A 24,853-nucleotide genomic window follows, 5' to 3' on the forward strand; every position below is an offset into this window, starting at 1 on the left:
AATATTTAATAAGCCTTTGACATTGTCAACAACAATCAATGCTCATCTTCACGGAAACCTGTACGGCGATAACCGCTTAATGTATAAGGCCCGTCCAATTCGATCGCTGTGCCTGTTAATTTCCAAACCACTGTTGTATCCGCTACGCCATCGACTGTCGTGATTTTGTATTCACTCGCCTGGTATGTATCAGCGACATATTTTCCAGTGATCTGCAAAAACATACTATCTGTTTTTGCTTTCGAAGGTGCGATAAATGCGTCTTTCAATACTTTACCATTTGCAATTGTAATGGTTTGCGGCACACCAGAAACTACTTTTTTTACAGTACCTATCGCGACAACCGGATAATCGTCCGGGGCATCAGCACGTGCATAATCGATGTTTGGACCGTCTGTCGAAGTAAAAGTAAGAGCATTTGGATCAACTGTTAACTTTGTTTGCGTACCGAAAAAACTATGATCTACAAACCAAAGTTCAGAGGCAACATTCGCAGCAGTATTGGACGTTGTTACCAGACCGTAAGGAACGACGATCTCATTTGCCTCGTCTCTTAACTGCAAAAACCACTCACCAGCTATTTTTTGCGTTGCCGTTCCTCCGATACTTGGCTCGTTCCCTGCGTCACAGGAAACCAGACCTAGCGCAACAAAGAAAATTCCTGCATATATTATTTTTTTCATGATCTGTCTTAGTTACTGTTTAATAAATGTACGAACGGCAGTACCGTAACCTGGGTTGATGACCACCCAGCTATACTGAGTGCCTTCAACGATAGTTCCATTCGTTGCCGAGAAGGAATTACCGGGCGTTAATTGAAAAGGAACGCCCAATTTTCCTTTGGCATAGTGATAAAAATAAACCCCCAGGCCTGAATTGGTCGTAGCGACACCACCAATATTATCAGTATAATAAAGATTACCGGAAATTTTCGACACATTTGAAATACCATTCTCTCCGGCATTTCTTCTGTATGCCCCGGAAATGTCAGTGCCTGCAACAGCCGGATCGATAACGCCGACATAGCGGTATTCTGTTGACGCAAAGCCGTCCTTATTTACAGCATCATACTGAATTACATATACACCTGCTTTCGTTTCGTCGACAGTTCCTGTAATTTTCGTAGTGATTACCTCACCGTTTTCCTTCGACTCCACGCCGGGATCCGTATATTTTGTACCAACCGGCACTTCGGCCCACTGATCGCCTTTCAGGGTGATGATAGGGAAAAATGTAATATCTGAAATCCCTTCGGTAACCTTCTCTGGTTCGCAAGCGAATAACAAGCCGGAAAGGACTGTTATGGCTATATATTTTATACCTTTTATCATGATCGTTTTTAGAATTAAAATGGTTACTTCATCCACCAGATTTTGTCAGTAACTTTTGCCGGTGCCGGCGTGTTTCCCGGATTCACATCACGTGAGGCAGCCGTATAAAGTATTCTTTTCGGGAATACTTTTCCTGTAACACCATTGATCGCATAAGTCCATTGTCCTGGTACATAACCTTCGTCTGTTGTAGCAACTGGCGAAATCTCAGGATATCCTGTACGCGCCTGATCCCAGAACGATTCATAACCTTGTTTGTACATCGCAACCCACTTCTGAATCATAATTGCTTTCAATTTTGCCTCGGTTGTACCGGTTGTCGGGAAAGCATAAACGCCGCCGGCAGCGATTTTAGAAGCATCAAAAGTTACGTTGAACTTTGCATAAGCATCAGCAACTCCTTTATCATAAAAAGCTTTTGCCTGTGCATCGTTACCTGAACGCAAATGCGCTTCGGCAAGCATGAAATCAACTTCATCAAGACTGAAAAAGAAGAAAGGATCTGTGGCAGACAACTTCGTAACACTTGGGACATTAGGACCGACAACGGTAGTACTTACATCATAATTTCCCTGCGCAAGTCCAAATTGTCCGGAGCTTCCGGGAGTAAAATAAGCATTCAATCGAGCCTGATCATTGTTTGCTTCCAGATACGACTGCAAAGTTTTACTTAAACGAAGATTCGTCCCGGTGTTCAGCTGACGTACATTACTTTCATAAAGCGGGTTACTACGGCTTGGTTCATCTACAAATGATGTTACCGAAGCAGCCGTTGTCAGAAATTCTGTATTGGCAGCTAACATCGCTTTAATTGCAGCCAGAGCAGCAGCTGAATTCGGACTGCTTGTCTGGCGCAGGTACATTTTTAATTTTAGCGTGTTGGCAAAACGTTTCCACTGAGCAATCTGCTCCGCTCCGCTCAATTTACCAAAAACCAGATCTGAAGAAACCTGCGTTGAAGTTCCGTTATTAAAATCAAGTACCAGAGCAGCATCCAGTCTTTTAATAAGTTCTGCATAAACCGCAGGACCATCATCATATTTTGGTGTTTTGGTCACTTCGATCTGTAACGCTTCACTCAAAGGAATTTTATCAAACCAGTCGGCCAGCATTTGGTAGCCATACGTTTGTCCTGCCACAGCCTGAAGAACCATATTATTGTTCCCCGCTGCTGCTGCTTTAAGTTTTACATCTTCAAAGTCATTCAAACCGCCGGCATACATTTCCGTCCAGGCATTGTTATAATCCGCTGGCTGCAAATCATAGGAATCGATCGTTTTGTACTGCGTACTTACGTTTGCCTGCGTCCAGTGCTGGGACCACATACCGCCAATAATCGCAAAACTTCCACCCGTAACCGCCATGACCGATGCCTGAGCAACTGGCAATACATATTGAGGGGCAACATTGGTTGGGTTATTCGGGTCCTCATTCACATCCAGCCAGTTCTCGCAGGAACCGAGCGAAAGCGCACCGAGAAGTAATAAACTGTTTTTTAATATACTTTTCATTTTGGATCTAATTAGAATGATAAGTTTAACTGAACACCGTAGCTGGCTGTTGACGGACCGGCAGCAAATTCACCATAAAGGTTTTTAAGGTCTGTTCCGAATGTATTTGCCTCAGGATCCACGTAATGGTTTTTCTTAGGCGTCCACATCACCAGGTTACGACCGAATATCCCAAGAGAAGCCACGCGGATTGGCATTTTTGCCAGGAAGCTTTTAGGTACAGTATAGTTCAGCGCTACATTTCTCAGTTTGAAGAAAGTTTTAGGCAATACATGGTTGTATTGGTAAGCATTGTTTACACCATAATAAGTTGCCATGTCAGATCTTGAAATCGGCGTAGTGTTTTCTACTAGACTTCCGTCAGACGCTTGTACCACAGATCCGGGAATTATGAATGGCTCTCTGTCATTGTACTGTGATTCATAAGCGTTACCATTGAAGTAATTCAAACGCGCAGTGTAAGAATAGAACACACCACCTTTCCGATAATCCGCATTTGCGCTTAATCTGAATCCTTTGTATGTAACATAGGTACCGATACCCATTGTAAAGTCAGGATTGATCGATCCTCTGTAATGTTCATTCGGATCAACAAGAGGCAAGCCTGTTTCAGGATTTACAATGGTTGCCCCCGTTGCTTCGTCACGCAAAACATCAGGAGAATAAATGGCACCAAGCGGTTTCCCTACAACAGCTCTCAATTTCACATCGTAACTATTATTCAACAAAATGTTCGTACTGTCTGAAAGACCCAGTGCTTCTACCTTGTTGTTAATTTTATTGTAGTTGAATGTTACCCCCCACTCTACCTTATCCGTACGAACAGGAACAAGTGTTAACATCGCCTCAATACCTTTATTTCTAACCTGACCTAAGTTGACAGTCTGGTTTTGGTAACCCGTTGCTGGTTCAAGGTTTAAGTTAATAATCTGGTTTTTTGTAACCTTATCATAATAACTCGCCTCAATGCCAACACGTCTTCCGAAGAAACCAAGTTCTACGCCAGCTTCGTATTCATTAGATATTTCCGGCTTCAAGTCAAGGTTACCCGGATTGTTTGCTACTTCGTATGCATTGATACCACCGAATGGAAAATCGATTGTTCCAAAGCCACCTGTACCCACACTACCGGAGGCATAAACCGGAAGAATCTGATAAGGATCCGCATCGTTACCAGCAGAAGCCGCCGCAAAACGAACTTTAACAAATGGAATTTGAGCTGGCATTTTGAATACGTCCGATAGTACTGCACTGATACTTGCGCTTGGATAGAAGTATGAATTCTTTCCTTTTGGCAATGTACTCGTCCAGTCATTTCTTGCGCCAACTGTCAGGTATAACCAATTGTCAAAACCGAACGTTGCCGTTCCATAAAGGCCAACCAATCTGCGTGTGCTTTCTGTTGTGAACGTTGTTGGTGTAACAGAACTGTTTTTCAGGTTATAAAAACCTGGCAAATCAAGATTTGTCACACTGGCGTATTGTGTAAATGCCGTACGCTGGTTAATGTTGTGACCGATAAATGCCTGAACATCGATACGACTTCCAAGGTTACTGTTAAAATTCAAAAGCAGATCGCTGTTGAACTGACGGTTTCCTCTGGCAAGCTGGGAAACGCTACCAAATACGTCATTGGCACTGCTGTTTGGAGAACCCGGCGTAATTTTACCAACATTACCCCAGTCTTTTTGGAACGCATCAGAATAGTCACCACCCACTCTCCAAAGTATATTCAGGTTTTTAAGAATGTCATATTTGAATTCCAGGTTACCAAAAATACGGTCCTCGGCGTAATCATTACCCTGGTTGTACAATGTCCAGTATGGATTTTGCGCATAAGGAGTAAAATAATTATCAAGATTATAAAACTTATTGAAAGGATTGCCCGGATCGTTATAACCTTTTGAATCCACAATCGAATGATCTCTCGGGATCTGGATTATTTCCTGCCAAAGTACTTTCCCCGCACCAGCATCATTTCCCTGACCTGTTGCCACGGCCTTCTGGTCTTTATGAACATAGTTCATGTTCGCATTGGCAGAGAATTTTTTAAGTTTCAGACCACCATTCACACCAACCGTATGTCTTTGGTATGAGTCAGCATTGGTTGGGATCACACCGTCTGCATCTGCATAAGAATACGAGATACGATAATTTGCAGCATCCGTACCACCGGCAACGGCTAAACTGCTGTTCCATTCGTACCCACGATCCAGAAAGTCTTTCAAGTTATCCTTTTGAACAGAAAATGGTTTTAGCAATTGTGAATTGTCAACAACATTCCCCCAAAGGCGGGTCTGACCATCCATTTTCGGACCCCATGAACCATTTTCAATCGGGTCAAACAAACCGCTCCATCCTTGTCCGTATGTATTTTGCAAATGCGGAACACGCAAAACCTGGGACTGGGCAAATGAACTGGAAAAGTCAACCGTAGTCTGACCTGATTTTCCTTTTTTCGTTGTAATCAGGATTGCCCCGTTTGCTGCACGGCTACCATACAACGCAGAGGCAGAAATACCTTTCAACACTGTGATACTTTCAATTTCATTCGGGTTGATATCATTCATCTGGTTCCCAAAGTCCATTGACCTGTTGAAGTCATCGTTGCCGTTTGCTGCATTGGATGAAGAAGTATTTCCGCGGTTATTCATCGGAACACCATCCACAACATACAAAGGCTGGTTATTACCCGTCACCGAGTTAAACCCACGAATGTTTAAAACCGTTGAAGCACCCGGTGCACCTGATGCCGTGGATACAGACAGTCCAGGAACGCGGGCATTCAATGCATCCAGCGCACTGGTGTTTCTACCTTCCGTTATCGAAAGATTCGAAACCGTTGCCGTACTGTAACCGATAGATTTTCTTTCTCTCGAAATACCAAGTGCAGTCACAACCACTTCTCCAAGCTGCTGGGAATCGGAAATGAGCTTCACGTCAATATTGGTCTGTGAACCCAGAACAATATTTTGGCTAACATAACCTACAAACGAATAAACAAGCGTCGCTCCCTGAGCAGCCTCGATTGAATATTTCCCATCCAGGCTGGTGGTAACGCCTCTGGTTGTTCCCTTGATGGAAATATTAACACCAGGTAATGTTGAACCGTCATCCGCCGTAACGGTACCGGTCACTTCACGATTCTGGGCATACACCTGCATACTCAAAAGCAGCAAGCTTCCCAGAAATGATAGTAAAAACTTTCTCATAAAATGATTTAAAGTTTAATTTAATTAGACAACTAGAATCAAAATTATAAAAAAAATACAAATTTTTTTTATTCTAAAAATAATATATCCAAAAGCAGAAGAAAATTTGGCTAAAACGGCATTTTTGAAGTATTAATCTACCGCCAATAGACCAAATTCACAGGAAATTAATACCATAAACGTAGATTATATAAGTTTAATCATTTATCTCAATTGAAAGAGAAAATGGCAACGTTTGCCCAAGATCACTGTACAGATTTTAACAAATTGGATAATTTATTAGATCACGTACAATGTAAACCGTGCCGGTAATCATATTAAATTACGGTTAAGAAACAGGTGAAAAAAATTAAAAAATAAAAAAGACTGACTATTCTGTTCGACTATAAATAATTTGGGATTGCAAATGATTTTTATAATAATCTTTACTGATATGAAACATACTACCAAACTTTATTTCGATAAATGCACAAAATACCTTGTAATGGTTAAAACAATAATTACTTTTGCAACATTAAATTTTCTTAATACAACCTAACTTAATTTTAACGTATGATTAAGACTCTATTATCCTTACTGGGATGCTTGATGCTATTGACTGGCCAGGTTTATGCCCAGGAGCGTTCCGTGACAGGCCGCGTAACAGCTGATGACGGATCCATCTTGCCGGGTGTTAACATTGCAGTAAAGGGCACAACCCGTGGTACTACCACAAACAGCCAGGGAGACTACACGATCTCGGCAGACGGAGGCGCAACACTGGTTTACAGTTTTATCGGTTTCCAAACTCAGGAAGTTGTATTAGGAAGCCAATCAACAGTGAATGTCTCTCTTAAAAATGACGTAAGCCAGTTACAGGAAGTTGTTGTAACTGCCTTGGGCCAGGAAAGAAAAAGAAACGAGCTGGTATATGCTGCGCAGCAGGTAAGTGCAGAACAGATCACACAGACTCGTAGTACCAACCTTATGAACGCGTTGTCAGGTAAAGTTGCCGGTTTGGCAATTACTGCTACCAACAACATGGGTGGTTCAACAAGTACAGTAATCAGAGGTTACAAATCTATCACTGGAAACAACCAGGCGCTGTATGTAATTGACGGTGTTCCGGTAAGTAATGCAAACAACAATACAGCTGATCAGGCCAGAGGAGGTACAGGAGCAGATTATGGTAATGCGGCTTCTGACATCAACCCTGATAACGTGGCATCTGTAAACGTACTGAAAGGTGCGGCGGCAACTGCCCTTTATGGTTCTCGTGCTGCAAATGGTGTTATTTTGATCACAACTAAAAAGGGTAAGAAAAACAGCTTTGACGTTACAGTTAACTCAGGCGTTACCTGGGGTAAAATTGACAAAAGCACTTATGTTCGATATCAGAAAGAGTATGGCGCAGGATACGGTGGTGCCGAGGATTTCTACCAAGGCGACCTCGGATCTGGTGTAGGTCCAATTGCTGCTTTTGACGCGGATGCTTCTTTCGGTCCTAAATTCGATCCTACCCTAATGGTTTACCAGTGGGATACTTTTGACCCGGCTTCACCTAATTTCCAAAAAATGCGTCCATGGGTAGCTGCTGCCAATGGTCCTGATAAATTCTACGAAACGGGTGTAACTTCTAATCAGAGTATTAATATTACTGGTGGCGGTGACAATTCCACTTTCAAAATAGGTTACACAAGAAATGACGAAAAGGGTGTTTTACCTAACAGTAAACTGGATAAAAACCTTTTCAACTTTTCAGGATCTTTTGATCTAAACAAAAAGCTAACAATTTCAGGAGATGTTAACTTCTCTCAAGTTAAAGGTCTGGGTCGTTATGGAACTGGTTACAGCGGAAAAAACCCTAACCAGCAGTTCAGACAATGGTTCCAGACTAACGTGGATATCCTTGAGCAGAAAGAAGCCTATTTCAGAGATGAGAAAAACGTGACTTGGAACTGGGCAAACCATACAGGCACCATTGACACTAATTACCCTATCTACTCTGACAATCCATATTGGACAAGATATAAGAACGTCTCAACTGATACAAGAGATAACTTCTTCGGTTATGCAAGCGCTGTCTACAAGATTGCTCCTTGGGTTGACTTTACAGGACGTTTTGCATACAACGGTACTAGTGATTTCCAAGAAGAAAGAGTTGCAACTGGTAGTCAAGCTGTTACACAGTATGCAAGGTTTAACAGATTGTTCAATGAGACAAACCTCGACCTGTTTCTGAATTTCCATACAAACATAACAAAGAATATTACTTTCGTTGGATTACTAGGTAGTAATATGCGTAGATCTAAGGAAACATCTATCCGCGCAACCACAAACGGCGGATTGGTTGTTCCGAATTTGTATTCTTTGAGCAATTCCGTTAATCCGATAGAGGCACCAACCGAATTCCTGCGCAGAATCGGAGTGGATGGTCTTTTTGCTCAGGCGTCGTTTGGTTACAAGGACCTCATCAACCTTGAATTAAGTGGAAGACAGGACAAATCAACGACTTTACCAAAAGAGAATAATACCTATTTTTATCCATCTGTTGGGGCAAACTTTGTATTTTCAGAATTACCTGCTCTTAAAGCAAACTGGTTAACAAGAGGTAAATTTAGCGCCAACTATGCAGAAGTTGGAAACGATGCGCCATGGGGAAGTGTTGGAAATGTATATGACAAGCCAACAGGTCTTGGTTCAATTCCATATTTCTCTCTTCCAAATACTAAGAACAATGCAAATTTAAAATCCGAAAGAACGAGAAACCTTGAATTTGGTCTTGAAACTGCGTTCCTTGATGATCGTTTAGGTGCTGACATTACCTGGTACCGCAGTAGCACGATTGATCAGATCCTACCTGTTTCAACCAGTCTTTCAACCGGGTATTCATTCCAGTATGTGAATGCTGGTGAAGTTGAAAATAAAGGTCTTGAAATCTCCGCTTTTGTTGAGCCAATCAGAACACAGGATTTTTCATGGAAAGTAAACGTAAACTTTGCCCGTAACCGTAACAAAGTATTAAGCTTATATGGTGATGTTCAAAACTACGCGATTGCTACATTGCAAGGTGGTGTTTCTCTAAATGCAGGCTTCAAGAAAGATCCTGAAACAGGAAAAGTTACTGGTCTACCCTTTGGTGTTATCCGTGGTACTAATTTCGTTTACCACGAAAACGGTCAGAAAATCGTGAAAGCGAATGGTATGTATCAGGCAACTCCTGGTTCTGCTGAGGTTATCGGTGATCCAAACCCAGACTGGATTGGTGGTTTTGCCAACACACTTAGATACAAAAGCCTTGCGCTTAACTTCCTGATTGACGTACGTCATGGCGGAGACTTCTGGTCACTTGATCAGTGGTATGGTGAAGGAACTGGTATGTATCCTGTTACAGCTGGTTTGAATGACCTTGGAAATCCAAAAAGAGATCCTGTTACAAATGATGCTACTAGTGGTGGTGTATTATTCCCAGGTGTTCAGGCTGACGGAACACCAAACACTGTAAGAGCTGGAAACGTTGATGGCGGTGGTTCTACTGCTTATGGATATCCGGCTAACCCTCCTCGTGCCATGTATATTTATGACGCGAGTTACGTTAAATTGAGAGAATTGGCTTTGACATTTGGTCTGCCTCAGTCGGTAGTTTCAAGACTTAAAGCTTTTAAATCAGTTGACGTATCGCTTATTGGTAGAAACTTGTGGATCATCCACAAAAATTCAGAGTTTTCTGACCCTGAGGAAAGTTTAGGTTCTAGTATCGGCGCTGGTGCTGGTGGATATCAGACAGGTTCTTATCCTGCTGTGAAGAGTTACGGGTTCAATGTTAAATTGCGTTTCTAGAAATTCGAAATATGAAAAAGTTAATTATTCTATTTTTACCCATTTTGCTTCTGACGGCCTGCGTTGACAGCCTTGAAGAATACAATATTGACGAGAAAAGAGCATCTGCGGTTCCGGCCGTAACGTTGTTCACTAACTCGTTGAAAGGTTTGGCCGACGTAATCACAACGCCAAGTGTGAACACAAACAACTTCCGTTTGTACGTTCAGCAATGGTCTACAACTACCTATCTGGATGAGCCTCGTTACAATCTGACTGCAAGAACGATTCCGCAATCTATGTGGACATTCATTTACAGAGACGCGCTAGCGGATCTGGAAGAGTCAAAAAGAATCGTAAACGAAAATACGGATCTTGCTGCTGCTGTAAAAAGCAACCAATTGGCTCAGATCGAGATCATGGAAATTTACGCATGGTCAATCCTTGTTAATACTTTCGGAGATGTTCCATATTCGGAAGCACTTGATGCTTCAAACCCGCTTCCTAAATATGACGACGCAAAAACGATCTATGATGATCTTTTAGCACGTCTTGACGCAGCGCTTCCTACAATTTCAACAGCTGCGGCTGGATTTACGGCTGGCGATTTGCTTTACAAAGGAAACATGGCGGCATGGGTTAAGTTTGGTAACTCCCTGAAATTGAAAATGGCAATGACAATTGCGGACAGCGATGCCGCCAAAGCTAAAACTTTGGTTGCAGCAGCAGCTCCTAACGTTTTCACATCGAACGCAGACAAGGCAGCGTTTCCGTATATTGCATCCCCACCTAACTACAATCCGATCGCACAAAACTTGAATATTCTGTATTCAACGCGTCAGGATTATGTTGGAGCTTCTACTTTTATTACGCCGATGAATCAATTGAACGATCCAAGAAGATCTTCTTTCTTCACGACTGTTAATGGAAACTACGTAGGTGGCAATTATGGTTTCTTGAATACTTATGCTAACTTTTCAAAAGTAGGAACGAAAATTATCGAACCAACATTGGAAGGTCTGTTTATGGATTATTCAGAAGTTGAATTCTTTTTGGCAGAGGCTGTTGAAAGACAGTTTATCACAACAGGAACTGCTGCCGAACACTATGAAAAAGCGATCACGGCATCAATTACTTATTGGGGTGGAACAGCCGCAGAAGCAGCTGCCTATATTGCTCAGCCAGGAGTTGCTTATGCAACTGCCCCTGGGGATTACAAAACAAAAATCGGAACGCAGAAATGGTTCGCACTTTATAACCGTGGTTACGAAGCATGGGTTGAGTGGAGAAGATTGGACGCACCGAAATTGTCTCCTCCAACAGGTGGAAACGCCCCTGCCGGACTTGCAATTCCGGTGAGAATTATTTACCCAATCAACGAGCAAACATTAAACCCGGAAAGCCGTGAGGCAGCAGCTACCGCAATCGGTGGTGACCTTGCTTCTACTAAACTTTGGTGGGATAAATTCTAATAACAGTAAGATTTCTTGCTGAATTCTGAAATCGGGCAAACAAATGTTTGCCCGATTTTTTTTTCTAAATTAACAGTATTTCGGCTATGGTTTCGTTTAAAAATTTTACTTTGATTACCTCTTACCAAAATTGTATTTTAACTCTGATCCCGAGCAAACCGATTGGTAATGCAACAACAGGATTTTGTCTCAGTATCTTATTTTTAAATTTTCTGGATGGTATCCTGGCAAAGGTTGACGTCACGAGGTTGGAACAACAAGTGATGATATCGTTATCGTAGTCTGTCCGATTATTTCTGATCCAGAAGCAGCAATTCCATAAACCTATTGCTGTTTGGTCCATTTCATTCTCTGAAATCTCTGCAATTGAGACTTTGGAAACACAGCAAGATTAATTACTTGATTTTCATTCCAGGCAGAAGCGGAACAGCATCAACTAATTCAAGAGATTTGACCATATCTTTTGTGCCATCCTTGTATTTCAGAAATTGTCTGGTTTGGACATGCGACTTATACGCAGCCGAATCTTCATAAATTTCCAATATCATTATGTGATTTGGCTTAGCTCTTTCAGAGACCGCATATAATGTCAGCACCCCTGGTTCAAGCCGGACCGACGCTTCGATCTCCTCTTTAAGCAATCTATTGTAAGATTCCAATTGATCCGGATCAACGATGATTTTGGCGATTCTTACCATCTGGTTTTTAGTTTGACTGAATGCTTGTTTGGTAGACAATATCATCAAAATACCACTCGCTACAAGCACTATCTGCCGAAAGCATTTACTTGAATTTTTCACTTTCATTATTTTTTTATTGATCTTGGTCGTATAATATCTTCTGGTATTAATACACCAATATACAAATATTTCCAGGTCACCTACGGGAAATTTGCTCTTTAAAATTGCTGTCTTCTTCTTTAAAACACCGTAAAATTTCTATTACGCCAAGGATACCGCTAGACTGGAAAACAATTCTCATTGATCAACAAAAGAAGAATTGATGATAAAAGCTGATTTTTCTTAACTTTGGATTACAATATGACCTTATTAAACGCATGGAATTTTTAAAAAGTCAGCGCCTCAACAATCTCAAATACGAAATTCGTGGGGCTACTTACCAAAAAGCGTTAGAATTAGAAAGCCTTGGCTTCAAAATTCATAACCTTAACATTGGTAATCCTGCACCGTTTGGCTTCGATTCGCCGGATGAAATTGTTCACGATATCATCATGAATATCCGCAATGCGCAGGGTTATGCTGACTCCCGGGGTTTATTTTCAGCGCGTAAGGCCGTCATGCACTACACCCAAACGATAGGTATACAGGATGTTGAGATTAATGACATTTTCATCGGAAACGGTGTCAGCGAGCTGATCCTTTTATCGATGCAGGCGTTGCTTAACCCTGGTGATGAAATCCTTGTGCCATCTCCGGATTATCCGCTTTGGACCGCAGCAATCGCTTTGAGCGGTGGCAAGCCTGTTCATTATGTATGTGATGAAGAATCAGACTGGAATCCTGATCTGGAAGATATGGAAAGCAAAATAACATCCCGTACCAAGGGAATTGTTTTGATCAATCCGAATAATCCGACCGGCGCCGTTTATGAAAAAGATGTATTGAAAAGCATCGCGAAGATGGCAGAAGAACATGGTTTGATCATTTTCGCAGATGAGATTTATGACAAAATATTATACGATGGAGCCGTGCATCATCCGATGGGAACATTGGTTTCTGAAACACTTTGCGTTTCTTATGGCGGACTATCTAAAAACTACCGTTCGGCAGGTTTCAGAGGCGGATGGATGATTCTGAGCGGGGCAAAACAAAAGGCGAAGTCGTATGTTGAAGGTTTATTGCTTTTGGCGAGTATGCGTCTTTGTGCCAATGTTCCGACACAATATGCAATCCAGACTGCACTGGGCGGATACCAAAGTATAAACGAGCTGGTCGCGCCGACAGGCAGGCTGCACAAACAGATGAATCTCGTTTATAACCGTCTGACTTCGATTCCTGGAATAACTTGCGTGAAACCGAAAGGTTCGTTATATGTTTTTCCAAAAATCGATATGAAGAAATTCGGGTTAAAAGATGATGAATCCTTTGTTTACGATTTGTTAAGTGAGCAAAAAGTATTGGTAGTAGCCGGAACCGGATTTAACTACATCACCGACGACCATTTCCGGATTGTGTTCCTGCCGACGATTGATGAATTAAATCAGGCGATGGATAAAATCGAATATTTCCTCGAAACGCGAAAAGTACTTTCGACGCGTACTGTGGAAGATGTTATTGCCTGATTGTCAGCTCCTGGCAATTAGGTTTTAGCTATTAGCTTTTTGAGGCTAATAGCTAATTTTTTGCCCGATGTTTTTAATTTCAATTAGTCCAAAAATAATTTTTATTTCAATTTAGCCAACAGCTTTCCTCAACCACTCCTTCTATGGAACAACCTTTATTAGCAGAACAAAAACGGCAGCGGCTTTTTCTATTGCTTTGCGGCATCTTTCTTACCAATGCACTGATCGCTGAAATTGTCGGGATGAAAATATTTTCAGTTGAAGCATTGCTGGGCTTACCACCGGCACAACTGCCTATCGGTGGTTCAAAACTGGATTTTAACATGACCGCCGGCGTACTCAACTGGCCGGTTGTATTTATCACGTCCGATATTATCAATGAATATTTTGGAAAGAAAGGTGTTAAAAGAATTTCTTACCTGACAGCTGGATTTATCGTTTATACTTTCATCACCATTTATTTTTCTACACAATTACCACCTGCAAAATTCTGGCTGGATGTTAACAATACGGACAGTCACGGAAATCCATTTAATATCAACGACGCTTTTTACCGGATTTTTAATCAGGGGCTTGGAATCATGATCGGCTCGATTGTGGCTTTTCTTTTAGGACAGATTCTGGATGTATCTGTTTTTGCCTGGCTACGCAGAAGAACAGGAGGAAAATATATCTGGCTCAGAGCGACCGGTTCAACCATGTTTTCCCAGCTTGTCGACAGCTTCGTCGTTTTGACTATCGCCTTTTACGTTTTTGGAAACTGGGATATGAAGCAGATATTTTCTGTCGGCAGTATCAATTACCTATACAAAGGTTCCATTGCGATTTTGCTTACACCAGTATTATATGTCGCGCATTATTTCATTGACCGTTATTTAGGGAAAGAATATGCCGGGCAGCTGGCGCATCACGCGGCTCATGATGGGGAGGTTTTGTAGGGTTTTACTAATTAATATTTGCTGGTTTTTTACCCGTCCGACGGTAAAAAAAACCGTCGGACGGGGCACCCCGGTCGGATGGCTTTTTCTGCCATCCGACCGGTAAAAAGCCACCGTTTAATCCAAGGTTCAATTATCAGTAAGTATGGGATGAATTGACGCTCTAACGATGAAGATTATTACCTGGAATTGCAATATGGCTTTCAGAAAGAAAGCGAGCTACATTTTGACTCAAAAGCCAGACATTTTAGTAGTCCCAGAATGTGAGCATCCAGACAAATTACTTTTTTCGGAGCCCCTACCGAAACCAACCGATATTTTATGGTTTGGAAAAAATCTGAATAAAGGTCTTACGATATTTTCCTACAATGGCTACCGGCTTAAATTATTGGATGATCATAACGACGCATTAAAAATGATCATCCCAATCGCAGTGTCAAAAGGAGAAACCAATTTCAACCTGTTTGCAATATGGGCAAACAACCCCGCTGATAGAGACGGAGCATATATCGAGCAAGTCTGGAAAGCAGTTCATTATTATGACGCCTTACTTCTAAAAAACAATACTATTTTAATAGGCGATTTTAACAGCAACAAAATATGGGATAGAAAAGGCCGAGTAACAAATCATGAGAACTTGGTTGAAATCCTAAAAAAAAAGGAATATTCAGTACCTATCATTTTTATCATGGGCAATTGCAAGGAACAGAAGTGCACCCCACACTTTTTATGTATCGCAACAGAAATAAGCCTTACCATATCGATTATTGCTTCGTTTCAGAAGATTTGATTAACAGACTGGAATCGGTAGTTATTGGCGAGTATGATTCATGGAAGATGTTAAGCGATCACATGCCGGTAATTGTCACATTTAATGATCATTACTAATTCGAATCAACGTTCTAGTTTAAATGTTTACAGACTTTCAATAAAGCATTTTCCTTACCCGGTGGGATGGCTTTTTCCGCCATCCCACCGGTAAAAAAGATATAAAAAAAACCGTCGGATGGGGCGACCCGGTCGGATGGCTTTTTCTGCCATCCCACCGGTAAAAAACAACAACTAAAAACCCGTCGATCTCATTGTCATCAAATAACTGAAAAAATATTATTTCGTCTTCCTTTCCATAAATCTTCCAATTTCTGGCATGATGTTCGATATCGCAAGTAAATCACAGTCGTTGACCGCTAAACTCGCTGGCCACACTTTACGAAAGGTCTCTTTTTTTCCAAAGACGCGATCTAACAGGGATAACTGTCTGGTCGTGTTAGGCAGTAATTGTATTAATTGGTCAGAAAACTGCTTAATCTGCATAACAAAAATTTCTTTCACAGGTAGGTATGGAACAGTAGCTGCAACAATAATGAGTTCCCCAAGAATCATCACAGTGCATTGACAATTACTTACACGGTCAAACACTGATAACCCGGGAGTTTTGAGATCTGCTGGTTCTAACGGTATTAATTTCGCATGTCGATACAGTTGAGTTTCCTCTCCAGAATATTCTCCAATCCATATCAGCCAATTTTCACTTGGCTTTCCCTCCACCCTAATTTTTGTTCTTTCATCTTTGTGAATCGCTCGATCGGGAAGGTGAGTATACTCACCCATAATTGTCGTAATAACAATCCAATTCACCAGTGAATCTATTTTCTCCAACGGCATCTCTCTCGCTTCTCCAAGAATTAACTGGCCTAATAGGGTCTTTAAATTTTGCTCAATACTATTTATCCACTCACTATTACATTTCGAACATACATTGCGAATTGTTCGAACTCCCATATCTCCTTTATCAACCTCGTGTGGAATTTGCTTATGTAACTCCTTCGCGTTTTTGAAACCGTCAGTTCCGACATAGTGTAGACTACCCTTTTTAGTTCTTGGTATATACTTTTGTAGCATATTTGAAAACACATGTTGCTTTGTTACACCTAAAACTCCGCAAAAAATGCATTTACCAGGAGGCTTCTGTTCTTTTTTACTTTTTGTCTTTCCCAATGAGTTTCCAGTTTTAGCAGCTAATTGAATGTACTTACTCTTTTTCTTTACCCGTCCGACGGTGAAAAAACCGTCGGACGGGGCGACCCGGTCGGATGGCTTTTTCCGCCATCCGACCGGTAAAAAACATTCCGGAAACACAAAGGAAACCTATTTCAAAACAAAGAAATCATCACCCCACCACCCGCCTCATATTATCCAGCATCACCGCCGTAGCAATTCCAACATTCAAGGACTCTGCCTCTCCTACCCGCGGAATTGTGATCCGGTGTGTAATCAATGATTCCACTTCAGCGCCAATGCCATTTGATTCGTTGCCCATCACAACATAACCACCATCGGCTGAAAAGGCGTGTTCATAAATGGAAGATCCATCCAGAAATGCGCCAAGAAGATTTCTGCCTTTTGCTTGCTGAGCCAAATATTCAGGCAGATTGGTATAGAATAAATTTACGCGTGTGAATGAGCCTTTACTTGCTGCGATCACTTTTGGATTATATACATCCGTCGTGTCTGGCGAGCAGATTATTTTTTTGATACCATACCAGTCGGCAATACGGATAATGGTCCCTAAATTTCCGGGATCACGAATATCGTCCAAAATCAATGCGTACTCACGCATATCTGCGCTCAAAAAAACGTTATCTTTCGTCTTTGCCACGGCCAGACAAGAATCATTTGTTTGAAACAATCCCAGACCTTCGAGTTCCTTGGCTGTGACAGTTTCGATCAGCGTTTTATGGTCAGACAAAATACTTGAGTATTTTTGCTGAAATTCCGGAGTGGCTAAAACAAATTCCGTTACAAACTCTGATTCCAGCAATTCAAGAACACTTTTGGCACCTTCAACAATAAACGCCTCATGAAGTTGTCTGTACTTCTTGATTTTCAGAGCATTAATATATTTTATACGATTTTTAGACAGCATTGAATATTAGGTGTAGGGTTATATATTTCGGATATTTCTTCCTTTTTTTTCTGGGAGTGACAGGTTGCGCCCGCAAGAGCAGCACCGACTCGGGCAATTATTTTCTGGGTAATTCCACTTTCAAAGGCAACAAAGTGGTCAGCGATGACGACCTTGACGCCCTGATTCCTCAAAGACCGAACAGCCGTTTTCTCAGTTTGCCGATATTTCCAAAAGTTGGTATCTATCAGTTCGGCCAGCTTTTCTACAAAAAGGATGAAAAGCAACGAAAGGTTATCGAGGTGACGCAAAATTATCAGAAAGAATCGCGTTTACACGAAAATAATGTCAGACAATTAGAAAAGATTCAGCGACGATATGCAAAAAAGCTTGCACGTGCGCAAAAACGTGTCGATGAAGGAAACTTCTGGATGCGCGTTTTGGGAGAAGCGCCGGTATATTATGACCAGAATGAGGTGGTAAAAAATGCTGAAAAGATGCAGAAATATCTTTACAACAACGGCTTTTTTCAGAATTCGGTCAACTTTAAATCCGATACTACTTTCAAACGCATCAGAGTAAAATACCTGATTGATGAAAAACGCCCGGCTGTTCTGGACGAAATCAATTACCAGGTAAAAAACAAGCTGATCGACAGTTTATTAAAATCATCAACGAAAGAAGCAACGCTGATCAGTAAAAAAAGATATGACGGCGACGCTTTTGAAGAGGAAAGGATAAGAATTGAAACGCTGCTCCGTGATCAGGGATATTTCGGTTTTTCGCGTCAGAATGTGTCTTTTTTGATCAACGATACCATAACGAATCCAAAAACAGACAGTTTGTTTAAAAGTATTGATGTAAACGTCCGTGTTAATCTGCCCGGCAAAGAAGTCAACCCCGTTCCTTATTCAATACAATCCGTAAAATTTGAAGTACTTCCACCTGCTGGTTTACCCGATTCACTTTTCAAAAAAGACACCATATACTCTCAGGGCATTCAATATATCTTCGCAGATAAAAAGTTTGCGCCAAGGATTCTGGATACAAAAATAAGGGTTCGTCCGGGTGAACTTTACAGTCAGAAAAACGAAAGAGATACCCAGCGGCAACTATCACTGACAGATCAGTTCCGGTTTGTGAATTATAATTTTGACTCAACCGGGCATAAGATCAAAGTGCATTATCAGGCAATTCCGCTTGAAAAATACCAGGTTTCAGCTGATGTCGGATTGAACGTAATTCAGCTGCAGGGTGCGCCAGGACCGTTTGCAAATTTATCATACAAGATCAGAAATGTCTTTAACGGTTTAGAAAACTTCGAAGCCAATCTTCGCGGAGGTATCGAACTTGTACCGGGTTTTGTGGAGAATAACGGGATTTATCGCAGCCAGGAAATTGGTTTGAACACCTCCCTCACCTTCCCGCGTCTGTTAATTCCATTCCGTCGTTTCCAAAATAAATCGGCATTGTATAATCCCCGCACGCAAATCGGTTTGGGTTATAATTATGTAGAACGCCCAGAGTATACCCGTACCAATGTCAAGGTGGCGATGAGTTATTCGTGGCAGCCGACTGTTAAAACATTGTGGACGTTATCCTTCATTGATCTGAATATTCTGAACACAACTAAAACACAGGACGCTTTTCGGGCTTTGCTGGATCAACTGCTTCTTCAAGGCAATAATCTTAAATACAGTTTTAACAGATCATTTGTTTCAGATGTCAATTTAACATTCGTTCATAACACGAACTCGATCATCGGTCCTCAGAAAAATGCACATTACTTTCGGGCGTCTCTGGAATCTGGAGGCACAACCCTGAATATTCTACCTGCACAGGAAAAATGGATCAATAATGTATTCGGAAGAGACGGAGATACGCTACAATTCTATAAATATTTAAGGGGAAATATTGACTTCCGTCGCTACTGGACAACCGGACGCCGTTCGTCGTTTATCGCGCGGATCAACACCGGAGCGATTTACAGTTACGGAGATAATAAAGTGCCTCCGTATGAAAAATACTTTTTCGCCGGTGGTTCAAATAGTTTAAGAGCGTGGTTGCCCCGACGTCTGGGACCAGGCTCTGCGGCGCCACGTGTTACTGATACCAATTTGTCTATTGAAGCTCCGGGAGAGTTTTTGCTTGAAGGAAATCTGGAATGGCGCGGACATTTGGCCAAATTTTTCGGCGATATCAATTATGCATTGTTTATCGACATGGGGAATGTATGGAGCTTTAATGCTCAAAACAATGCGCAGAAACTCAAAGCAAATTCCTTCCCAAAAGAAATCGCTGTTGGAACTGGCTTCGGTATCCGCTATGACCTTTCATTTTTTATTCTGCGTTTTGACTTTGGAACCAAGGTATACGATCCTAACCTCCAGGAATTCGTTCTCGACAGACTTCAATTCAGCAAACTTTTTAACAGGAGACAGGAAAATTTCCTGAACATCAATCTTGGCGTAGGTTATCCGTTTTAAGTCGGCGTCTTGTCATTATTTTAATAGGAAAGACTTCCTTTTTGCGTTTCAAATATTTTGGGTTTTGCTTTCTTTAACTATTCTTAACAGGCAACTTCACTGCCAGTTTGTCAGTTTTTCACGTTTTATTCGTAGCTTTGCGGTTCGTTCCCGGAACAAAAGCTCATCATATTCGATTGTTAGGAGCATACCGGAACAAAGAAATACAAACCGTTCAATTTCACGGATAAATGGAGAATAGAATCGCGGAGACACTTAAAATATTAACCGAAACGGATAAAGAGGCGTGTGAAACTGTGCATGTTTCGGAAAATGAACCTATAACAAATAAAAAACGCTTATTTATAGAAAGTTACGGTTGCCAGATGAATTTCGCAGACAGTGAAATTGTGGCTTCGGTGATGCGTGAGGCAGGTTTTGCTACAACATCCGACGCTGAAAACGCTGATCTGGTTTTTCTGAATACCTGTGCAATTCGTGATAACGCAGAGCAACGTGTCCGAACACGACTGAAACAATTAAACGTTTACAAGAAAAAAAGACCGGGAATGCTCATCGGTGTTTTGGGCTGCATGGCAGAACGTTTAAAAGCCAAACTTCTCGAAGAAGAAAAAATGGTGGATATCGTGACGGGCCCGGATGCCTACCGTGACCTTCCAAGGCTGGTTGAAGAAGCTGAAACGGGACAAAAAGGCGTAAACGTTTTTCTTTCAAGAGAGGAAACTTATGCTGATATCGCGCCTGTCCGCCTGAATTCCAATGGCATCACAGCTTTGATCTCGATCATGCGTGGTTGTGACAATATGTGCAGTTTTTGCGTGGTACCTTATACAAGGGGGCGTGAGCGCAGCCGCGATCCGCAATCGATCATCAAGGAAGCACAGGATCTTTTTAACGATGGTTATAAGGAAGTTACGCTTCTGGGACAAAATGTGGACAGCTATAAATATGCCGATCCAAATGACAAAAACGAAATTTTTTCTTTTGCAAAATTACTGGAAAAAGTAGCGCTGATCAGTCCTGAACTGCGCGTTCGTTTTAGTACTTCACACCCGAAAGATATTACGGACGAAGTGCTTTACACGATCAAAAAATACGATAACATTTGCAAGTATATTCATTTGCCGGCGCAAAGCGGAAATAGCCGCGTGCTGGAAATTATGAACCGTACGTACACCCGCGAATGGTACCTTGAAAGGATCGACAGCATCCGAAGAATTCTGGGAGATCAGTGTGGAATTTCTCACGACATGATCGCCGGATTTTGTACCGAAACCGAAGAAGAACACCAGGATTCACTTTCGTTGCTGGAATATGTAAGATTTGACTTCGGTTATATGTTCTCCTATTCTGAGCGCCCGGGAACGCCGGCTGCAAAGAAATTTAAAGACGACATTCCAGCTGATGTAAAACAAAGACGTCTGGCAGAAATCATTGAGGTTCAGCAGAGAATTTCAACTGAACGCAATAAAAAGCTGATCGGTACCATCCAGAGAGTTTTGGTTGAAGGCACCTCGAAACGCTCGGATCAGGATTTTTCAGGGAGAAGTGATCAGAATAAAGTGGTGATTTTCCCGAGAGAGCATTTCAAAAAAGGTGATTATGTTAATGTGTTGATTACAGATACTACCTCAGCTACGCTGCGTGGAAAAGCCGTAATCGAGGAAGAAATCATACAGTTAGCTTAATTAGAAAGTCCGTTGCATTAACCAACAAAAGGCTAATTGCCAAAAGCTAACAGCCAATCGCTATTAATGAATCCAACAGAGATACAAGCAATAAAAAATCGGTTCGGGATCATCGGAACATCTCCGGCACTCAATCACGCTATTAACGTAGCGGTACAGGTGGCGGCGACGGATCTGACGGTTTTGATAACGGGAGAAAGTGGCAGTGGAAAAGAATCTTTTTCTAAAATTATCCATAGTATCAGTTCCAGAAAACATGGGCCTTTTATAGCCATCAACTGTGGCGCGATACCTGAGGGCACCATTGATTCTGAACTTTTCGGTCACGAAAAAGGGGCTTTTACAGGTGCGCTGGATTCCAGAAAGGGTTATTTTGAAACTACCAATGGCGGAACAATTTTCCTGGATGAGGTTGGGGAAATGCCATTAGGTACGCAGGCACGCTTACTCCGCGTTCTTGAGAACGGGGAATATATCAAGGTTGGTTCTTCGAAAGTTTTGAAGACTAATGTACGTGTTGTTGCAGCAACCAATGTAAACTTGCTGGATGCTGTGAACAATGGCCGATTCCGTGAAGATTTATATTACCGACTGAATACAGTTCCGATTTATGTCCCACCGCTGCGTGAACGCGGTGAAGATGTGCTGTTACTTTTTAGAAAATTTACGAATGATTTTTCTGAAAGATATCGCACAAAAGCAGTTCGCCTGGATGTGGATGCGCGCGAGTTATTGATGCGGTATGAATTTCCGGGAAATATTCGTCAGCTTAAAAATATTGCAGAGCAGATCACCATTCTCGAAACGGATAAGGATTTGCCGATCAACGGAGCAACTTTAAATAATTATCTGAACCCTGTCCAGCCCTCGAGCAGAAAAGCACTTGTACCGCTCCGCCAGGGCGAGGACTCTGCAACTTCATTTTCCGAAAGAGAGCTTCTTTACAAAGTTTTGTTTGACATGCGCCGCGATATGACGGAGCTTAAAAAACTTGTCCGTAACGTTCTGGAAAATGAAAAATATGGTGGTGACATTTTAAAAGATCATCAGGAATTGTTCAGTTCGATCAATAACCCTGAGCCTGTTGTGAATACCCCGACCGTCGAACCAACCAGATTATTGACACCGCCACAATCCAGAACTGTTGATTTGGACAGGTATTCTGACGAGCGTGGTGAAATTGAGGATGTTTTGCATGTAACGGCAGAAGAAGAATCGCTTTCCCTGGAAGATAAAGAGAAGGAAATGATCATCAAGGCACTTCGGAAAAATAATAATAAACGAAAGTATGCCGCCAGTGCATTGGGAATTTCGGAGCGAACGTTATATCGCAAGATCAAACAATATGATATTGAAGAATAAAAATAGTAAGACAAACGAAACGTCTGCGATGCGCTTTAACATTAAAAATATTTCAAAAAATACCCGCATCCCCTCTCCCGTCGCGAAGAGATTCCTGATGGTATTTTTTTTGCTTAACTCCTCATTTTTATTTTCCGGCTGTGGGGTTTATTCTTTCACAGGAACAAGCTTATCGCCTGATATAAAAACTTTTACCATAGTCAATTTTACTATGGGAACAGCTGGCGGGCCGTCAGACCTTCCCCAGAGACTGACAGAACAGCTGAAAGAATATTTCCAGAAAAACACCAGCCTTACCTTGCAGCAAAACGGCGGCGATCTGCTTCTGGAAGGTACCATTACCGGCTATGATGTGCTGGCGGCTGCACCGACGGCCAATGACCAGGCAGGCCTGAACCGTTTGAATGTAACTGTTCAGGTACGTTTTACAAATGCACAGGACGAAACAAAAAACTTTGACCAGTCATTCACGTATTTCGCTGATTTCCCTCAGGAACAGACGTTAAATCAAAATGAATCACGTTTGTTGCCAACTATACAGGAGAATTTAGTACAGCAGATCTTTAATAAATCGGCGGCCGATTGGTAAGACAATTCATTTGTCTTGCATTCAATAATTATTTCAAAAATTAAAACTGAGCGATTTAATGACAATCGTTGACAAGGAAACGTTTAGTCGTTTGGTAAAAGACCCGAATGATCTTGATATTACGGTAATCCCAAAACTTGAAGCCACGATCAAGGCTTTTCCGTATTGTCAGATCTCATACTCACTATTGGCAAAAGCTGCGCAATTAACTGACACCGACCAGCTGAACGACAGTACGCCGAAAGCAGCTGCCTATGCACTTAGCCGTATAGCTCTTCAGCAACTCGTGGAAGGAAAATATAAAGCTTATGAAACTTCCGTTGCTACGGAAATTGATGTTCTTGAAGAGGAGCCGGTCAACCAAACTGAAGAAATTACTGAGATCATTGAAGTCAAAGAAGTAAAACTGACTCAGGCTTCTCAAATTTCTGAATTGCAGAAAAAACAGCAGCAGATCATTCAGGGTTTTATAAAAAATAATCCAAGAATGGGGCCAATCAGGCAGGATCTTAATGCTGAACCGGTAGCGCTTGATCTGACCGGCAGGGTGGCGCAATCCAATTCATCTGATGCTTTTGGGGGAGGAATTGAAACAGAAGCATTTGCTAAAATCCTTCTCCGCCAGGGGAAAAGAGACAAGGCAATTGACATCTATCAAAAATTGATTTTGAAAAAACCAGAAAAAAAGGATTACTTTGCGAAAAAATTAAGTGAATTAATTCACAATCAGTCTTAATTTCGCTTACTTATTTAATTGCGTATTCATTCATTCTATATTATATACAAGGCATGTATTTGGGTTTGATTATTCTGGTTGCGATCATCGCAGTATTATTGATTCTGGTAGTATTGGTGCAAAATTCAAAAGGAGGAGGGCTTTCCAGCGAATTTAGCGGAGCAGGTACTGCACAAATGTTCGGTGTTAAGAAAACCACAGATTTGTTGGAACAAATCACCTGGGGACTGGCAGCCGGTATTATCCTGATCTCATTGGCATCTTACGTTGTTGCCAGCGGTGGTGCATCAGACGCTGGAAGCATTAATAGCGTTAACATTGAAAAAGCACAAAACACAGTGATCCCTGGCGCGAAATTGCCAGCAGCTCCTGCACCTGGCGCAACAGCTCCGGGAGCCGCCGCTCCTGTTGAAACAGCTCCTGCGGATACTACAAAATAGTTAAAACTTTTAAGAAGGTTACTTTTAAGAAGGTTTTAGATATAGCCGGTAAAAAACGGATTGATCTGTTTTTATCGGCTATA

General features: G+C 41.7%; 18 protein-coding genes. 11 read left to right on the forward strand and 7 right to left on the reverse strand.

What is annotated here, in order from left to right; translation table 11 throughout:
* Nucleotides 1–35: 35 nt before the first annotated feature.
* Genes AC1XUO_RS13250 through AC1XUO_RS13265 form a run of 4 tightly spaced genes read right to left on the reverse strand, consistent with a single transcriptional unit; the run spans nt 36 to nt 6,054 of the window.
* On the reverse strand, nt 36–683 hold the full coding sequence (locus AC1XUO_RS13250; protein WP_483330294.1) for a lipid-binding protein: 648 nt from the start codon (nt 681–683) through the stop codon (nt 36–38).
* A gap of 12 nt (nt 684–695) precedes the next feature.
* On the reverse strand, nt 696–1,331 hold the full coding sequence (locus tag AC1XUO_RS13255; RefSeq protein WP_483330295.1) for an immunoglobulin-like domain-containing protein: 636 nt from the start codon (nt 1,329–1,331) through the stop codon (nt 696–698).
* Between the two features lie 23 nt (nt 1,332–1,354).
* Complete coding sequence (locus AC1XUO_RS13260; RefSeq protein WP_483330296.1) at nt 1,355–2,842, reverse strand: SusD/RagB family nutrient-binding outer membrane lipoprotein; 1,488 nt, start codon at nt 2,840–2,842, stop codon at nt 1,355–1,357.
* A gap of 11 nt (nt 2,843–2,853) precedes the next feature.
* On the reverse strand, nt 2,854–6,054 hold the full coding sequence (locus AC1XUO_RS13265; protein WP_483330297.1) for a SusC/RagA family TonB-linked outer membrane protein: 3,201 nt from the start codon (nt 6,052–6,054) through the stop codon (nt 2,854–2,856).
* 552 nt (nt 6,055–6,606) lie between these two features.
* On the opposite strand from AC1XUO_RS13265, the gene AC1XUO_RS13270 reads away from it, so the two are divergent.
* Together AC1XUO_RS13270 and AC1XUO_RS13275 are read left to right on the forward strand one after the other, a co-directional pair.
* Complete coding sequence (locus AC1XUO_RS13270) at nt 6,607–9,873, forward strand: SusC/RagA family TonB-linked outer membrane protein (RefSeq protein ID WP_483330298.1); 3,267 nt, start codon at nt 6,607–6,609, stop codon at nt 9,871–9,873.
* Between the two features lie 11 nt (nt 9,874–9,884).
* Nucleotides 9,885–11,324, forward strand: coding sequence for a SusD/RagB family nutrient-binding outer membrane lipoprotein (locus AC1XUO_RS13275; protein ID WP_483330299.1), 1,440 nt, complete (start codon nt 9,885–9,887; stop codon nt 11,322–11,324).
* Between the two features lie 395 nt (nt 11,325–11,719).
* Here AC1XUO_RS13275 and AC1XUO_RS13280 read toward each other — a convergent pair whose 3' ends face one another.
* Nucleotides 11,720–12,022, reverse strand: a complete 303-nt coding sequence (locus AC1XUO_RS13280; RefSeq protein WP_483330300.1) for a putative quinol monooxygenase — start codon at nt 12,020–12,022, stop codon at nt 11,720–11,722.
* Nucleotides 12,023–12,381: 359 nt separating this feature from the next.
* Here AC1XUO_RS13280 and AC1XUO_RS13285 point away from each other — a divergent pair, with 359 nt between their 5' ends.
* From AC1XUO_RS13285 to AC1XUO_RS13295, 3 genes are all read left to right on the forward strand, one after another.
* The gene (locus AC1XUO_RS13285; protein WP_483330301.1) at nt 12,382–13,626 is read left to right on the forward strand and encodes a pyridoxal phosphate-dependent aminotransferase; all 1,245 of its coding nucleotides are present in this window, start codon (nt 12,382–12,384) and stop codon (nt 13,624–13,626) included.
* 143 nt (nt 13,627–13,769) lie between these two features.
* A complete protein-coding gene (locus AC1XUO_RS13290) occupies nt 13,770–14,564 on the forward strand; it encodes a queuosine precursor transporter (protein WP_483330302.1) in 795 nt (264 codons plus the stop codon).
* A 169-nt stretch (nt 14,565–14,733) separates the two neighbouring features.
* Entirely contained in the window at nt 14,734–15,354 is a 621-nt protein-coding gene (locus tag AC1XUO_RS13295) for an endonuclease/exonuclease/phosphatase family protein (protein WP_483330303.1), read from the forward strand.
* A 317-nt stretch (nt 15,355–15,671) separates the two neighbouring features.
* Here AC1XUO_RS13295 and AC1XUO_RS13300 read toward each other — a convergent pair whose 3' ends face one another.
* Nucleotides 15,672–16,562: a hypothetical protein gene (locus AC1XUO_RS13300; protein WP_483330304.1), complete on the reverse strand. Its 891-nt coding sequence runs from the start codon at nt 16,560–16,562 to the stop codon at nt 15,672–15,674.
* A 172-nt stretch (nt 16,563–16,734) separates the two neighbouring features.
* Nucleotides 16,735–17,490, reverse strand: coding sequence for a TrmH family RNA methyltransferase (locus AC1XUO_RS13305; RefSeq protein WP_483330305.1), 756 nt, complete (start codon nt 17,488–17,490; stop codon nt 16,735–16,737).
* Between AC1XUO_RS13305 and tamL the strand changes: the two genes are divergently transcribed.
* The 6 genes from tamL to secG all read left to right on the forward strand — a co-directional run bounded on the left by tamL (nt 17,490) and on the right by secG (nt 24,770).
* Nucleotides 17,490–19,955 carry a translocation and assembly module lipoprotein TamL gene (gene tamL / locus AC1XUO_RS13310; protein WP_483330306.1) on the forward strand — a complete coding sequence of 822 codons (2,466 nt, stop codon included), beginning with the start codon at nt 17,490–17,492 and terminating at the stop codon, nt 19,953–19,955. The two genes, AC1XUO_RS13305 and tamL, sit on opposite strands and share 1 nt — an antisense overlap.
* 230 nt (nt 19,956–20,185) lie before the next feature.
* Nucleotides 20,186–21,643, forward strand: a complete 1,458-nt coding sequence (gene miaB, locus AC1XUO_RS13315) for a tRNA (N6-isopentenyl adenosine(37)-C2)-methylthiotransferase MiaB (protein WP_483330307.1) — start codon at nt 20,186–20,188, stop codon at nt 21,641–21,643.
* Between the two features lie 66 nt (nt 21,644–21,709).
* Nucleotides 21,710–23,005, forward strand: a complete 1,296-nt coding sequence (locus AC1XUO_RS13320; RefSeq protein ID WP_483330308.1) for a sigma-54 interaction domain-containing protein — start codon at nt 21,710–21,712, stop codon at nt 23,003–23,005.
* Entirely contained in the window at nt 22,989–23,594 is a 606-nt protein-coding gene (locus tag AC1XUO_RS13325; RefSeq protein WP_483330309.1) for an LptE family protein, read from the forward strand. Before AC1XUO_RS13320 ends, AC1XUO_RS13325 begins: the two co-directional genes overlap by 17 nt.
* 58 nt (nt 23,595–23,652) lie before the next feature.
* Nucleotides 23,653–24,330 carry a hypothetical protein gene (locus AC1XUO_RS13330; protein ID WP_483330310.1) on the forward strand — a complete coding sequence of 226 codons (678 nt, stop codon included), beginning with the start codon at nt 23,653–23,655 and terminating at the stop codon, nt 24,328–24,330.
* A gap of 53 nt (nt 24,331–24,383) precedes the next feature.
* Nucleotides 24,384–24,770 (forward strand): preprotein translocase subunit SecG, encoded by a 387-nt coding sequence (gene secG / locus AC1XUO_RS13335; protein WP_483330311.1) that lies wholly within the window; start codon nt 24,384–24,386, stop codon nt 24,768–24,770.
* The last annotated feature ends 83 nt before the right edge of the window (nt 24,771–24,853 follow it).

The sequence above is a fragment of the Dyadobacter sp. HNCC25DJ186 genome (assembly GCF_056895235.1).

Coding starts and splice junctions, on each gene's coding strand:
- AC1XUO_RS13250 (WP_483330294.1), bottom strand. CDS start 683: ATGAAAAAAATAATATATGCAGGAATTTTCTTTGTTGCGCTAGGTCTG.
- AC1XUO_RS13255 (WP_483330295.1), bottom strand. CDS start 1,331: ATGATAAAAGGTATAAAATATATAGCCATAACAGTCCTTTCCGGCTTG.
- AC1XUO_RS13260 (WP_483330296.1), bottom strand. CDS start 2,842: ATGAAAAGTATATTAAAAAACAGTTTATTACTTCTCGGTGCGCTTTCG.
- AC1XUO_RS13265 (WP_483330297.1), bottom strand. CDS start 6,054: ATGAGAAAGTTTTTACTATCATTTCTGGGAAGCTTGCTGCTTTTGAGT.
- AC1XUO_RS13270 (WP_483330298.1), top strand. CDS start 6,607: ATGATTAAGACTCTATTATCCTTACTGGGATGCTTGATGCTATTGACT.
- AC1XUO_RS13275 (WP_483330299.1), top strand. CDS start 9,885: ATGAAAAAGTTAATTATTCTATTTTTACCCATTTTGCTTCTGACGGCC.
- AC1XUO_RS13280 (WP_483330300.1), bottom strand. CDS start 12,022: ATGGTAAGAATCGCCAAAATCATCGTTGATCCGGATCAATTGGAATCT.
- AC1XUO_RS13285 (WP_483330301.1), top strand. CDS start 12,382: ATGGAATTTTTAAAAAGTCAGCGCCTCAACAATCTCAAATACGAAATT.
- AC1XUO_RS13290 (WP_483330302.1), top strand. CDS start 13,770: ATGGAACAACCTTTATTAGCAGAACAAAAACGGCAGCGGCTTTTTCTA.
- AC1XUO_RS13295 (WP_483330303.1), top strand. CDS start 14,734: ATGAAGATTATTACCTGGAATTGCAATATGGCTTTCAGAAAGAAAGCG.
- AC1XUO_RS13305 (WP_483330305.1), bottom strand. CDS start 17,490: ATGCTGTCTAAAAATCGTATAAAATATATTAATGCTCTGAAAATCAAG.
- miaB (WP_483330307.1), top strand. CDS start 20,186: ATGGAGAATAGAATCGCGGAGACACTTAAAATATTAACCGAAACGGAT.
- AC1XUO_RS13320 (WP_483330308.1), top strand. CDS start 21,710: ATGAATCCAACAGAGATACAAGCAATAAAAAATCGGTTCGGGATCATC.
- AC1XUO_RS13325 (WP_483330309.1), top strand. CDS start 22,989: ATGATATTGAAGAATAAAAATAGTAAGACAAACGAAACGTCTGCGATG.
- AC1XUO_RS13330 (WP_483330310.1), top strand. CDS start 23,653: ATGACAATCGTTGACAAGGAAACGTTTAGTCGTTTGGTAAAAGACCCG.
- secG (WP_483330311.1), top strand. CDS start 24,384: ATGTATTTGGGTTTGATTATTCTGGTTGCGATCATCGCAGTATTATTG.